The organism is Lichenihabitans sp. Uapishka_5 (genome assembly GCF_033947565.1).
Taxonomy (GTDB): Bacteria; Pseudomonadota; Alphaproteobacteria; order Rhizobiales; family Beijerinckiaceae; genus Lichenihabitans.
In genome coordinates, this window is record NZ_JARPVX010000098.1 from 1 (window position 1) to 12,274 (window position 12,274).

A 12,274-nucleotide genomic window follows, 5' to 3' on the forward strand; every position below is an offset into this window, starting at 1 on the left:
GTCGGGACGTCGTCGGCCCGGGCTGCCATCGGCAGCACCGCGGCAACCAGCAGAAACGATACCAGCAGGGGAATACGACGGGGCAGAAGCACGGGAAGAACTCCGTCAGGCGATGCGGGGGGCCGCCACGGGCCGCTGTTGCGAGAAGAACAGGATCAGCGCCGGCACAAGGAAGATCGTGTAGGCCAGGAGCTCGCCCACCGTGGGCGCGTCCTGGTAGCCCAGAAGGCCGGTCAGCAGCGTGCCGAGGATGCCGTCGGCCGGCAGGATGCCACTGAGGTCAAAGGCACGATCCTGCAGCCCGTTCCACAACCCGGCCTCGTGAAACGCCCGCACCGCACTGGCCAGCAGGCCCGATGCCACGAAGATGATGAAGGCGCCGGTCCAGCGGAAGAAACGACGCAGGTCGATCTTGCGACCCCCATAGGTGATGGCGGCTCCGACCGCGACGGCCGACAGCAGCCCCAGGAAGGCGCCGATCGGCACGCTCCAGCCTTCGCTTTGCTGCACGATCGCCAGCAGAAAGAACACGGATTCGAGCCCTTCGCGCCCGACCGCAAGAAACGCCATGCCGACCAAGGCCCAGCCCTGGCCGGTGCCCGGCCGCAGCGCCGCATCGACCGAGTGGTGCAGCTCAGCCTTGATGGAGCGGGCCGCCTTCTTCATCCAGAAGACCATCGAGGTCAGGATCACCACGGCCGCGAGCGCCACCAGACCCTCGAACAGTTCCTGCTGCTTCTGCGGAAACTCGCCACTGGTGTAGTTCAGCGCGACGCCGACCACGACACAGATCGCAATCGCCAGCACCACGCCGAGCCACACGGACGGCAGCCAAGCGCTGCGCCCGGTTTGTTTGAGGTAGCCGGCGATGATGCCGACGATGAGCGCGGCCTCAATGCCTTCCCGCAACATGATCAGATAGGCAACAAGCACCTGCGAGCCTCCTGGGAGCCACGCGGTTTCTATGTCATCGATCCGGTCCGATCAAGGCGAGCCGTACGAATACTGGTGCAGTCTAGTTTAGAACGAATGTAATCTAAAATTGAGCGGCCTTGTTCTTCGGCCGGTCTTCGGGATCACTTGATCACCGTCTTCCAAGCCGGATCGTAGATGCCCAGCCGTTTCTTCAGAGCGATCAGCGGTCCGGCGTCGCGCTGCAGGCACCCGTAGATCGCAAAGGCCTGCCGCCCCGAACCGAGGAACGGCCGCGCCTCGCCGCCGCATTGCGCCCGGCTCAGCAGCCCGAGAGCCGCCAGCCCGCCCAGCACCAGGCAAAGTGCCGCACCGAAGCCTAACGCGGCGGCCGCGACATCCGAGCGTCGCGCAACGCGGCGGCGATCCGGCGGCCGCAAAAGGTCGTTCAGGCCGCGAGGCTCTCGAACAGCCGGAGGCCGTCGGTGCCGCCCACCAGCGGGTCGATCAGGTTCTCCGGATGGGGCATCAGCCCGAGCACGTTCAAGCCGGCCGAGAACACCCCGGCGATGTTGCGCTCGGAGCCGTTCGGGTTGCCGAGGCCGGCCGTGTTGCCCTCGGGGTCGCAATACCGGAACGCCACGCGGCCATCGCCCTCGAGCCGCTCCAACGTCGCCGCATCGGCCGTGTAGTTGCCTTCCCCATGAGCCACGCAGAATTTCACGGTTTCGCCGGCCGTGAACCGCCGGGTGAAGGCCGTGTCGGCCCGCCCCACGCTCACGTGCTGGAAGTGGCACAGGAATTTCAGGTTGCGATTGCGCACCAGGACGCCGGGCAGCAATCCTGCCTCGCAGGCGATCTGAAAACCGTTGCAGATCGCCAGCACGAGGCCGCCCCGCGCCGCATGGGCCCGCACGGCCGCCATGACGGGCGAGCGGGCCGCGATGGCGCCACAGCGCAGGTAGTCGCCATAGGAGAAGCCGCCCGGCAGAACCACCAGGTCCGTGCCCTGCGGCAGCGTCGTCTCGGTGTGCCACACCATGGCGGGGGCGTGGCCGGCGCCCTTTGTGAGCGCCCGGGCCACATCGGTTTCGCGATTGATGCCCGGAAAGGTGACGACGGCCGAGATCACGCCGGCTGTCCGTCGATTTCGATGCGGTAGTCCTCGATCACGGTGTTGGCCAGCAGCTGGTCGCATGCGGCCGTCAGGCTGGTGCGGGCCGCGGCCGGATCGGTGTCGCCGAGCTCGACGTCGAACAGCTTGCCCTGCCGCACCGCCTCGATCCCCGACAGGCCCAGAGACTTCAGCGCCCCTTCGATGGCCTTGCCCTGCGGGTCCAGGACCCCGGTTTTCAGGGTGACGATGATGCGGGCTTGCATGGGCGGTCTCGATCGGCGGCGGTGGCGGCGTTTGTATCGGCGGCGGCGAGGCGACGCAATGCTCGGGCGCGGTGCGACGTTTCGGTGCCCGCACCCTTTGTTAAGCCTAAGGGCAGCCGGACGGCCGACATGGTGGAAAGGCGTTCCTTGGGGCATTGGCGGCAACCAATCGATAAGGCGCCCCACGCAGCCTTCACGCCATGCAAGCGCCTTGGCCCCTCCGCCGTACGACGATACGCACCTTCGTCGATCTTTCGATCAGCACGATCACCGCCGGGGGCCTGAGCCTCGTGCTGATCTGGCTCGGCGGGACCATGCTGCAGTCGAGTCAAACCATGCGGGCTGCGGCCGAGCATGCCCTGCGGGCCACCGAATTGCGCGGCCAGATCGCCTTTCTGGACCAGGACCTCACCCTGGCGGCCCGGTTGGGGGCCGCCACCGGGGATCTGCGCTGGACCGAGCGTTTCGAAGCCGCGGTACCGACCCTCGATGCCACGATCGGCGAAGCCGTGTCGGTCGCCGATCCCAGCACCCGCGCCTCGCTGGTCGGCACCATCGTCGAGGCGAACCGAGACCTCCGGCTGATGGAGCGCCGCGCCCTGGCGCTCGCCGGGGAAGGCCGGTGCGACGGGGCGCAGGCGTTGCTCGACGGGGCCGAATTCAGCTACCTGCAAGACGTCTACGACGCCGGGATGGAGGTTTTCGGACATGACCTCCGGGTTGGCGCCGATGCCCATGCGACCGAAACCAACCGGCAATTGTGGGTCCGGGCCGCCGCCTTCGGGTTCTGCGTCATGCTGCTCGTCATCACCCTGATGGCGGCCGCCACCCGGGCCCGGCTGCGGACCGCTGCCACAAAGGATGCCCTGACACAGCTCCTCAACCGCCGGCAGTTCTGCACCGAACTCGGCGCCAAGCTGGACCGGCTGCCCCCAGGGGGACGGCATGCCCTGCTGATCATCGGCATCGATCGCTTCAAGGCCACCAACGACGCCTTCGGCCACACCGCCGCCGACGCCATGCTGCAGGGCGTCGCCGACCGGCTGCGTCGGCTGGTGCCGGCCTGCACCCCGTTGGCCCGGGTGGGCGGCGACGAATTCGCGGTGGTGGTGGAGAACACCGGCAGCGGCGCCCTCGGGTGCGAGCATGGGCTCCGGGATCTGGTGACGACGCTTGGAACCGCGCACGCCTTGAAGGACGGGCGCCGGATCGCGGTGACGCTCAGCGCCGGCGCCGCCTGGTTGACCACTGCGGCCACGGATGTGGACGAGGCGATGCGCCATGCCGAGATCGCGCTGCGGCAGGCCAAGTCCGACGGGGGCGACCGCGTCCGGATCTTTGACGATGCCATGGAGGCTGGCGCCCGCGCGCGGGTTCGGCTCGAGGCCGATCTGCGCCGCGCCATCGAGGCCGATGAGATCGTGCCGTTTTTCCAGCCGCTCGTGGAGCTGGGAAGCGGGCGGGTGATCGGCGCCGAGGCCCTGGCCCGCTGGCACCATGCCGCGCACGGCTGGGTGTCGCCGGCGGAGTTCATCCCGCTCACCGAATCGCTCGGGCTGATCGATGCGCTCACGGAGCGGCTGCTGCGGCGCGCCTGCTTGTCGGCCCTGGCCTGGCCGGAGCCCCTGACCGTCGCCTTCAACGTGTCGCCGCTGCAGTTGCGCGACGAAGCGTTGCCGGCGCTGATCCGGCGCATCCTGGCCGATACGGGGTTCCCGGCGCATCGCCTGGAGCTCGAGGTCACCGAAGGCGCCTTCGTCAGCGACCTCGATCTGGCGCGCCGCCTGCTCGAGGATCTGCGCTGCGACGGCATCAAGCTCGCGCTCGACGATTTCGGCACCGGTTATTCGAGCTTGAAGCACCTGCGATGCCTGCCGTTCGACACCCTGAAGATCGATGCGAGCTTCGTGCGCGGCATGGTGGACGACGATGAAAGCCGCAAGATCGTCGCCGCCGTGGTGGGGCTCGGCCACAGCCTCGGGCTTTCCACGGTGGCGGAAGGGGTTGAGACCGCGCGCGTCGCCGAACTGCTGCGCGAGCTCGGCTGCGATATCGGCCAGGGCTGGCTGTTCGGCCGCCCGGTGCCGACCGCGGACTTTCCCTTTGCGACGCCGGCACCCCTGCGGCGAAGCCTCGTGGCCTGACGGCGTCCCGCCTGTTCTGGCCAGCCGGGCCGGAAAGCCTATCTTGTTCGGCACGGGACCGGGCGAGCCAGCATGCCGAATGACCTCCTGATCTTCGATTGCGACGGCGTGCTGGTCGACAGCGAGCCCCTGGCGCTCCAGGCCCTCCACACGGTGCTGAACGAAGCCGGCGTGCCGGCCACCGTCGATCTGGTGATGAGCTGCTTCGGCATGAAGCAGGCGGACGCGTTGCGGCGCATCGGCGCGGCGACCGGTCATCCTGTGCCGCCCGACGTGCCGGAGCGGCTTTGGCCCGTCACCCGGCAATTGTTCGAGGCTGGACTCGAAGCCATGCCGGGCGTGGTCGACGCGCTCCGCAGCCTGCCGCCGGACCTGCGGCGCTGCGTCGCTTCCTCGTCGCAGCCCGAGCGCATCCGCGTCAGCCTGGCCTTGACCGGCCTCGCGCCCTGGTTCGAGCCGCATCTGTTCTCGTCCAGCGCCGTTCTGCACGGCAAGCCGGCGCCGGACCTGTTTCTGCTGGCCGCAGCCCGCATGGGGGTTATGCCGTGCCGCTGCGCCGTCATCGAGGATTCCGTGTTCGGCATCGAGGCTGCCCGCGCGGCCGGCATGACGGCCTTCGGATTTACGGGCGGCGGTCACGTCGGCCCGGGCCATGCGGCGGTGCTGCAAGCCGCCGGGGCGGTCGCGGTCGCGGCCGACTGGGCCGAGGCGGCCCGGCTTCTTGCCGCTTGAATCCGTGTTCGTGCCGACGCAAGCTCTCGGCCCATGCCCATGTCCCTCCCCACGCGCGCCGATCTTGCCGCCACGACGGCGCTGGCCTCGCTCAGCGAGCGATCGCGCGAGATCTTCCGGCGCATCGTCGACAGCTACCTGACCACGGGCGAGCCCGTCGGCAGCCGCAACCTGTCTCGCCTGCTGCCCACGAGCTTGTCGCCGGCCTCGGTGCGCAACGTCATGCAGGAGCTCGAGGGCCTCGGGCTGATCTACGCGCCCCATACCAGCGCCGGACGCCTGCCCACCCACCTGGGGCTGCGGTTCTTCGTCGATGCCTTGCTCGAATGGGGCGACCTCGGCGACCATGACCGGCAGCGTATCGACGCCGAGGTTCAGGCGGCCTCGTTCGGCCGCACCGTTGATGGCGTGCTGTCGGACGCCATGGGCCTCCTGTCGGGCCTGACGCGCGGCGCCGGCGTGGTGGTGACCGGCAAGGATAACCACCGCCTGAAGCAGATCGAGTTCGTGCGGCTCGACGGCACCCGGGCGCTCGCGGTGCTGGTGGCAGAGGACGGCTCGGTCGAGAACCGCGTCGTCGCGATCCCGCCCGGCCTGCCGGTGTCGGCCTTGATCGAGGCCGCCAATTACCTGAACGCCCGCATCCGGGGCCGGACCCTGCCCGAAGCCCGCCTCGAAATCGAGGCGGAGCGTCGGGCCGCCCAGGTCGAGCTCGACGAGTTGTCCCACCGGGTGGTCGATGCCGGCCTTGCCACCTGGGCGAGCCTCGAGACGGGCGACCGCCGGCTGATCGTCCGGGGCCAAGGCAACCTGCTCGAGGATCTCACGGCGCTCGAGGAGCTCGAGCGCATCCGGTTGTTGTTCGACGACCTCGAAACCAAGACCGAGGTGATCGAGCTGCTCGACCGCGCCGAAACCGGCGAGGGCGTCCGCATCTTCATCGGTGCCGAGAATAAGCTGTTTTCCTTGTCGGGCTCCGCCATGGTGGCGACGCCCTTCCGGGACGGCAATCAGAAGATCATCGGCATCCTGGGCATCATCGGACCGACGCGCCTCAACTATGCCCGAGTGGTGCCGATGGTGGACTACACGGCTCGTGTCATCTCCCAGGTGATCGGCCGGGTGTAGCGCCGCTCGGCCGCCTGCCGGTGGTGCGACGCTGCCGTTGTTCCAGCCCCGAGGCGACGCCCGCATGGACAAACGATCCGTTCTGAGGCTGGCCGGCATCGCCGCCGTGATCGGGCTCGTGCTGTCGGTCACGGCCCTGGTGATGGTCTTGCGCCAGGGCGACGCTGGCCGTGGCTCGACGGGCTTCGGCGGCCCGGCCGCGGTCGGCGGCGCCTTTGCGCTGACCGACCAGGACGGCCACCCGGCGACCGAAGCCCTGCTGCGGGGCGAGCCGACGCTGGTGTTCTTCGGCTACACCCATTGCCCCGATGTGTGCCCGACGACGCTGAGCGACCTCAGCGCCATGTTCCGGGTGCTTGGCCAAGACGCCAAGGCCCAGGCCCTGTTCATCACGGTGGACCCGTGGCGCGACACGCCGGCGGTGCTCAAGGATTACCTGTCGAACTTCGATCCGCGCATCCGGGCCCTGACGGGATCGCCCGACGCCGTGGCGGCGGTCGAGCGTGCCTACAAGGTCTACGTCAAGAAGGTGCCGACCGCCGGGGGCGACTACGCCATGGATCATACGGCCCTGGTCTATCTGATGGACAAGGACGGCCGCTTCGTGAATGGCTTCAACCTGTCCCAATCCCCCGAAAAGGCCGCCGCCGACCTTGCCGCTTCCTTGTGAGCTCATGACCGCGCCTCATCGGCGACGGAACCCTCGGGCGTGATCGTCCGCACCAAGCCGACTACCCTGCAGCTGTTGTTCCAGATGCGCGGCTCCGTGATCCCGCGCATCAAGTGGCGGATCGGTGGCGTGGTAGTGTTGTCGTTCCTGGCCGTGGCCCTGCAGGACGGGCACTGGATCAACGCGGCGCCGGCGGCCGCGCTGCCGTTCTCGTTGATCGGCATCGCCTTGTCGATCTTCGCCGGCTTCCGCAACTCGGCCTGCTACGACCGCTGGTGGGAAGGGCGCAAGATCTGGGGGCAGTCCCTCGTCGACATCCGCAGCCTCACCCGGCAGGCGCTCGTGTACGGCGCTCACGGCGACGTCGCGCAGGCGCGCCCGATCGCCCTGCGGGCGGTGGCCTTCCTGTATGCCCTCCGGGATCGGCTGCGGGGCGATCCGCTCGGGCCCGAGGCGCTGGCCTGCCTGCCGGAGCCCGAATGGGACCGCCTGCGGGCGGCCCGCAACGCGCCCAACCTGATTCTGCGGGCGGTGTCGGCCGATATCGCGATCTGGCTGGCGCAGGGCCGCATCGAAGCCCAGACCGCGATGACCATGGAGGCTCAGGTCATCGCGCTTTCAGGCACGCTGGCGGCGTCCGAGCGGCTGCGCGGCACGCCGATCCCTTTCACCTATTCGTTGCTGTTGCACCGCACGGCCTATCTGTTCTGTTTGCTGCTGCCGTTCGGGCTGGTGCCGGCGGCCGGCGGCTGGACACCGGTCGCAGTGGCCATCGTGTCCTATACGTTCTTCGGCCTCGACGCGCTGGGCGACGAACTCGAAGCGCCTTTCGGGCGCGGCGCCAATGGTCTGCCGCTCGATGCCCTCGCCCGCACGGCCGAGATCAGCGTCCGCGAGATGCTCGGCGACGCCAACCTGCCGGCCGAGGTGGCGGCTGTGGCCGAGGTGCTGCTGTGAGCGCCCCGTTCAATAAAACCCGATCGGGAAATATTTGAGGTAAAGGTCGGCGTAGCGGCCGTCGCGGGCCAGCCGGGCGAGCGCGTCGTCGAGCGCGCGTCGCAAGGGCGCATCGCCTTTGCGCACCGCAATGCCGGCGCCCTCGCCGAAGAAGCGGCTTTCCGTGAAGGGGCCGCCCCGGAAGGCGCAGCATCCGGCCGCCCCCGGTCCGCCGAGCCACAGGGCGGCCCCCACCCCGTCGTCGAACACGAGGTCGGCCTGGCCGCTTTTCAGGGCCGCCCGTGCGGCTTCGGGGCTCGGCAGGGTGACGATGATCGATTGCGGGAAGAAGGCGCGCAGGTAGGCCTCATGGGCGGTGCCGGCCGCAACCGTGATGCGCTGCCCCGCCAGGCTGGCCGGCGTGGGGTTGAGCGGCGGCGCTTCGGCCCGCACCAGGAAGCGCGCCGGGGTCTTGTAATAGGGCCGGGTGAAGTCGGCCAAGCGGCGCGAGGCCGGCGTGATCGACAGCGACGCGATGGCGGCGTCGGCCTCCTGGCCGGCAAGCGCGGGGAAAAGGTCGTTCCAGGGTCGGGCCTGGATGGTGCAGGGGACCTTCAGCTCGTCGCAGACCGCATGGGCGAGGTCCACCTCGAAGCCGGCGAGGGTGCCGTCCGGGCCTGTGAAGCCGAAGGGCGGGTAGTCGGTCGAGGTTACGAAGCGCAGCGGGGTGCCGGCTTCGAGGTCGGGCTTGCGCAACGGCGCCTGTGAGTCCCAGAAGCCGGGAATGAACACGGCCGCGCTGTCGGCCGCGACGGCCGTGCCGGCCATCAGGGCCAGAAGGGCGGTCAGGAAGACCCGGTTGATCAAAACAAGACTCGCATTCGGCGTCAAAGCTTTGGAGGATGCATCTATGGCGCAAGCGGGAGCCTGATCGCAATGGGCCCTTCGGCCAACCGGGACGGCGGCGACGCGTCAGAACCGTGGACGGGCGTGGACGCGCCACTGCCGGCCGAACTCGCTTTCATCCCGCCCGGCCACGTGCCGCCCGAGGCGCTGCGGCAGGCCGCCCACCGGGCCGCGACCCTGCGGTTGCCGCCCGAGCGGCTGTTGATGGCCGAAGGCCTGATGTCGTCCGATCGTTATTACCGCTGCCTCGCGGCCCATCTCGGGCTCGACTTCGCTGAACGCCCCTTGCGGCCCGCCGCGGCCGCGACGCTCGATGCCGTATTGCGGCACGGCTTGTTGCTGCTGGCGCCGAACCGCCATGGGTGGCATGCGCTGGCGGCGCCCACCGGCGCCTTGCTGCGGCACCTGTTGCGCGACGCCGGGCAGGGCAGCGGCGTGCTGGCACTGACGACACCGGAGCGGCTCGAAGCGCTGATCCGCCAGCATCGGCGCAGCATCGTGGCCCATTGGGCGAGCCACGGCCTTGCCGATTGGAACGGCGCCTTGTCGGCCCGCTCGGGCCTGACGGTTGTGCAGGCCGGCGTGCTGGCGACGCTGGCGATCGGGCTCTGTGGACTGGCCGTGCTGATGCCCGCCCTGTGCCTGACCGTGTTGGCGCTCGCCTTCTCGGGGTGTTTTCTGCTGGCCGTCGCGGTGCGGCTCGCCGCCGCGACGGCCCCCGCCCATCCGGTCGCGACCGGGGCTGTGACGGACGACGCCGCGCTGCCGATCTATTCGGTCGTGGTGCCGTTGTTCCGGGAAGCCGCCGAGGTCGTGCGCCTGACGGTGGCGCTCGACCGGCTCGATTATCCGGTATTAGGTAGCAAACACACCTAGGTCGCAGCGGCACCTTTTATGAGTGTCCAAGCCTCTTTGTAGGGATCAAGCCAGCCCTTGCCCCGACCTAGGCCTTGGTGGCTGTAATCGGGCATGAGTCTGCGCATTTCCGTGTCGTTACGCGCTTGCCCCTTCTTGCCCGGTGACGACAGCCACACGGCATGGCTTTGGCTGATTGCTTCGGCGACTTCGGTGCTCGGAATCACCCAGCACTGTGGCGCGTCGCTGAGGCCTAGGCCGAAGTCAACGAAGCAGTAGAACAGCAGAGGCGCGAAGATCGTCTCGTGCTTGGCTTTCATGTGCCACCCGCCGTCTGCGCCGATCGCGCGACGCGCCTTGACTTGAACGGCGGCGACTTTGCTCCCCAGCTTGTCGGAAACGATGATGTCGCAGTTTGGCACTCCAGTCGGAGCCAGCGCCGCAATCATGTCCCGCCGTAGGAGCTGGCACATCACGTAGTGCTCGGCGGCGGCGCCGAGGATTGTGGAGCTGACCTTCTCGGGCTTGTTTGCTTTACTCGGCTTCTGGCCAGGCATGTCGGCTAGAACACCGCATTTGGCGGCGGCTGGATCAATGGCCATCGCTCAGCGATGTCGGCGCAGGCAGCCTCCATCTCCTTCCAAAGATAACCTGCCTTGCTCGGCGCCTCTGTGACCCGGCCGCTGTTTCCGTCTATGGTGATGCACAGCTTGTGTTCTGGCTCGGCCTCGGGCTCGAATGGGTTGGCCTTCAAGAAGCCGAACGCAAAGGCGCTTTGGAAGCCTGCTGCAACCTCTGGCAACTCGTCATTCTTCGCATAGCGCAGGAAGATCCCGCCCACCTTGCGCGTGTTCCTGATCGTCGTGCGCGCCACAGCCACGTCAGGATTATAGACGACGGTGGTTCCGTTGATGTTGATTCGTCCCTGGCTCGGAACGGGCATCATCTCGCATGTGGGGATCGACATGGCCGGGAAGGCGGCGACAAACGACTCGATGTAGTCGGCGTTGAAGTCGTTCTGATTGGCCTCGAAGTCGGAAGTCGCCATCTGCGACCTAAGCGTCTCCGCAGCGCGGAGCAATGCAGCCGTATCGCCGTTCCCTTCACGAAGCCAATTAGAGATGAGGGTGCGCGCCGCGCGATGTTGAACCCTCTGCGCGATCTTGGCATATTTGCAGCGGCGAAGAACTGAGCGACGAACCTGTTGAGATGCGGCCATATAATCCGCAAGCTCACGAACTCGAAGTTCGCACTTGGAGCGCATCTTGTGAGTCAGCTTGGCCACGGAAGCGCTCAGGAGATCAGGGATGGACGCACTCTATTTGAGCGCGGAAACGGGTGAGGATGCAAGCCTTTGCATCGCGCCGTTGTCTAAGCGGAAGGTTCTCGCATGCGGGCACAATCCACAGACATCCGCCGGGTACTTCCTCTACGAGCAGAAGCACGGCGACCCTGATGGGGTCGAGATCCTCGCTCGCATTGAGTCCGAAGAAGCCGCTATTCGGATTGCTGGCCTTTTGCGTCTCACTTAGCAGGCATGGCCCGAACCACAGGCGCTGCCGGTCTGATCGATATTAGGCGGCAAGCTCCGAAGCCTTGTCGGCGCAGTCGGTTGAGCTTAGACGAACCCTTGGCCGGGTGATGGAGAGACAACCATGAGGTTCAATCCTGACGCTGTGGTTGCCGGAAGTTGCTACGTCACCAACGGCCAGCAGACTCGTCGGGTGGTAGAAGTTATATCCAGGGAGGTGCGTTACCAAGCCTGGAACAAGGATCGGTGGGGCTCTACGCTTTCGACGTCCTTGGACGCCTTTGCCCGAGAGATAAAAGGCGTTGCGCCGTTTCCCGATCGGCAGTGTTAGCTCTCGACAGTCTTCATCCTCTCGGCCGCATCCCGTTTCGCGGCTAAGCGCTCGGCTTTCCAGAACAGCCACTTGTAGGTGGGCCGCAGATGCACGTTCGGCACAGGTGCCGGGGTAAGCTGGCCCTTCTTCACGTTGGACATGAGGTCCGCGCCTCTTAAACCTTGCGCCAAGCTGACGCGCCAACACAAAAAGCCCCGCTAGGGGCTAGACAGTTGTGCAGTGCGAGAGCAGTGTCTCTTTGCGACTTCGGTCGCGGCCCTTAAGTGGGCGTTTCCTCCCTAGACTTGGGCCGCCTTCGGGCGGCTCTTTTTTTGTCCAGGCGCGGTTTAAAGCATGGGCTTCTTCTTCATGCAAGGCAGCTATGCGGCTCTGTGAATGATTTAATGTAGGCCTGCCAACTCCTGCATAGGATCTGGGCAAGCCGCCATGTTGCCGTATCTCGATCAACTCTAGTCCCGGGTGGTCGGTTCGGCAGCAATCCCCTAAAGCGTAAACACTGGCCCGCATGCGCAGCTTGCGAGGAGTCAGGCCCCAAAGAGGCTAGGCACGATAACCGCGACACCTACCAGCTTGGGACATTTGCTTAACTCTCGCTTGCGATGCACGGAATCACTTGCGTTAGAAATAGGAAGTTAGGCCAGCCGCCACCGCGCACTGTCCCGCTCCCCCTCCTTCACCACCAACCCACGCACGAGCTACGCGGGAATTTGGGTGACGCGGCAGTCAGGCGGCGCGGTCTGACGTGC

Annotated in this window: 15 protein-coding genes; 7 read left to right on the forward strand and 8 right to left on the reverse strand. The window is 67.2% G+C overall.

From position 1 onward, the window contains the following. Positions 1 to 105 precede the first annotated feature (105 nt). From efeU to purS, 4 genes are all read right to left on the reverse strand, one after another. Positions 106 to 933, reverse strand: coding sequence for an iron uptake transporter permease EfeU (efeU, locus tag P7D22_RS20255; RefSeq protein WP_319936072.1), 828 nt, complete (start codon positions 931 to 933; stop codon positions 106 to 108). A gap of 143 nt (positions 934 to 1,076) precedes the next feature. Then, a complete protein-coding gene (locus P7D22_RS20260) occupies positions 1,077 to 1,352 on the reverse strand; it encodes a hypothetical protein (RefSeq protein WP_319936073.1) in 276 nt (91 codons plus the stop codon). Positions 1,353 to 1,360: 8 nt separating this feature from the next. Then, the gene (purQ, locus tag P7D22_RS20265) at positions 1,361 to 2,044 is read right to left on the reverse strand and encodes a phosphoribosylformylglycinamidine synthase subunit PurQ (protein WP_319936074.1); all 684 of its coding nucleotides are present in this window, start codon (positions 2,042 to 2,044) and stop codon (positions 1,361 to 1,363) included. Then, a complete protein-coding gene (gene purS / locus P7D22_RS20270) occupies positions 2,041 to 2,292 on the reverse strand; it encodes a phosphoribosylformylglycinamidine synthase subunit PurS (protein ID WP_319936075.1) in 252 nt (83 codons plus the stop codon). The genes purQ and purS overlap by 4 nt, the downstream gene beginning before the upstream one ends. Positions 2,293 to 2,492: 200 nt before the next feature. Here purS and P7D22_RS20275 point away from each other — a divergent pair, with 200 nt between their 5' ends. The 5 genes from P7D22_RS20275 (at position 2,493) to P7D22_RS20295 (ending at position 7,923) form a co-directional block, all read left to right on the forward strand. Then, positions 2,493 to 4,436, forward strand: coding sequence for a putative bifunctional diguanylate cyclase/phosphodiesterase (locus P7D22_RS20275; RefSeq protein WP_319936076.1), 1,944 nt, complete (start codon positions 2,493 to 2,495; stop codon positions 4,434 to 4,436). Between the two features lie 72 nt (positions 4,437 to 4,508). Next, a complete protein-coding gene (locus tag P7D22_RS20280) occupies positions 4,509 to 5,168 on the forward strand; it encodes an HAD family hydrolase (protein ID WP_319936077.1) in 660 nt (219 codons plus the stop codon). Positions 5,169 to 5,207: 39 nt separating this feature from the next. Further along, positions 5,208 to 6,296 carry a heat-inducible transcriptional repressor HrcA gene (gene hrcA, locus P7D22_RS20285; RefSeq protein ID WP_319936078.1) on the forward strand — a complete coding sequence of 363 codons (1,089 nt, stop codon included), beginning with the start codon at positions 5,208 to 5,210 and terminating at the stop codon, positions 6,294 to 6,296. 64 nt (positions 6,297 to 6,360) lie between these two features. Then, positions 6,361 to 6,966, forward strand: coding sequence for an SCO family protein (locus tag P7D22_RS20290; protein ID WP_442916124.1), 606 nt, complete (start codon positions 6,361 to 6,363; stop codon positions 6,964 to 6,966). 39 nt (positions 6,967 to 7,005) lie between these two features. Continuing rightward, complete coding sequence (locus tag P7D22_RS20295) at positions 7,006 to 7,923, forward strand: bestrophin family protein (protein ID WP_319936079.1); 918 nt, start codon at positions 7,006 to 7,008, stop codon at positions 7,921 to 7,923. A gap of 9 nt (positions 7,924 to 7,932) precedes the next feature. Here P7D22_RS20295 and P7D22_RS20300 read toward each other — a convergent pair whose 3' ends face one another. Beyond that, positions 7,933 to 8,769 carry a transporter substrate-binding domain-containing protein gene (locus tag P7D22_RS20300; protein ID WP_319936080.1) on the reverse strand — a complete coding sequence of 279 codons (837 nt, stop codon included), beginning with the start codon at positions 8,767 to 8,769 and terminating at the stop codon, positions 7,933 to 7,935. A gap of 123 nt (positions 8,770 to 8,892) precedes the next feature. Between P7D22_RS20300 and P7D22_RS20305 the strand changes: the two genes are divergently transcribed. Next, positions 8,893 to 9,684: a hypothetical protein gene (locus P7D22_RS20305; RefSeq protein ID WP_319936081.1), complete on the forward strand. Its 792-nt coding sequence runs from the start codon at positions 8,893 to 8,895 to the stop codon at positions 9,682 to 9,684. On the opposite strand, the gene P7D22_RS20310 is transcribed toward P7D22_RS20305, so the two are convergent. Both P7D22_RS20310 and P7D22_RS20315 read right to left on the reverse strand, forming a co-directional pair. Beyond that, positions 9,681 to 10,265, reverse strand: a complete 585-nt coding sequence (locus P7D22_RS20310) for a hypothetical protein (protein WP_319936082.1) — start codon at positions 10,263 to 10,265, stop codon at positions 9,681 to 9,683. The two genes, P7D22_RS20305 and P7D22_RS20310, sit on opposite strands and share 4 nt — an antisense overlap. Continuing rightward, a complete protein-coding gene (locus P7D22_RS20315; protein ID WP_319936083.1) occupies positions 10,226 to 10,948 on the reverse strand; it encodes a hypothetical protein in 723 nt (240 codons plus the stop codon). Before P7D22_RS20315 ends, P7D22_RS20310 begins: the two co-directional genes overlap by 40 nt. Positions 10,949 to 10,970: 22 nt before the next feature. Between P7D22_RS20315 and P7D22_RS20320 the strand changes: the two genes are divergently transcribed. After that, on the forward strand, positions 10,971 to 11,195 hold the full coding sequence (locus tag P7D22_RS20320; RefSeq protein ID WP_319936084.1) for a hypothetical protein: 225 nt from the start codon (positions 10,971 to 10,973) through the stop codon (positions 11,193 to 11,195). 326 nt (positions 11,196 to 11,521) lie between these two features. Here the strand turns inward: P7D22_RS20320 and P7D22_RS20325 are convergent, their stop codons facing one another. Beyond that, positions 11,522 to 11,668: a hypothetical protein gene (locus tag P7D22_RS20325; protein ID WP_319936085.1), complete on the reverse strand. Its 147-nt coding sequence runs from the start codon at positions 11,666 to 11,668 to the stop codon at positions 11,522 to 11,524. Positions 11,669 to 12,274: the final 606 nt, after the last annotated feature.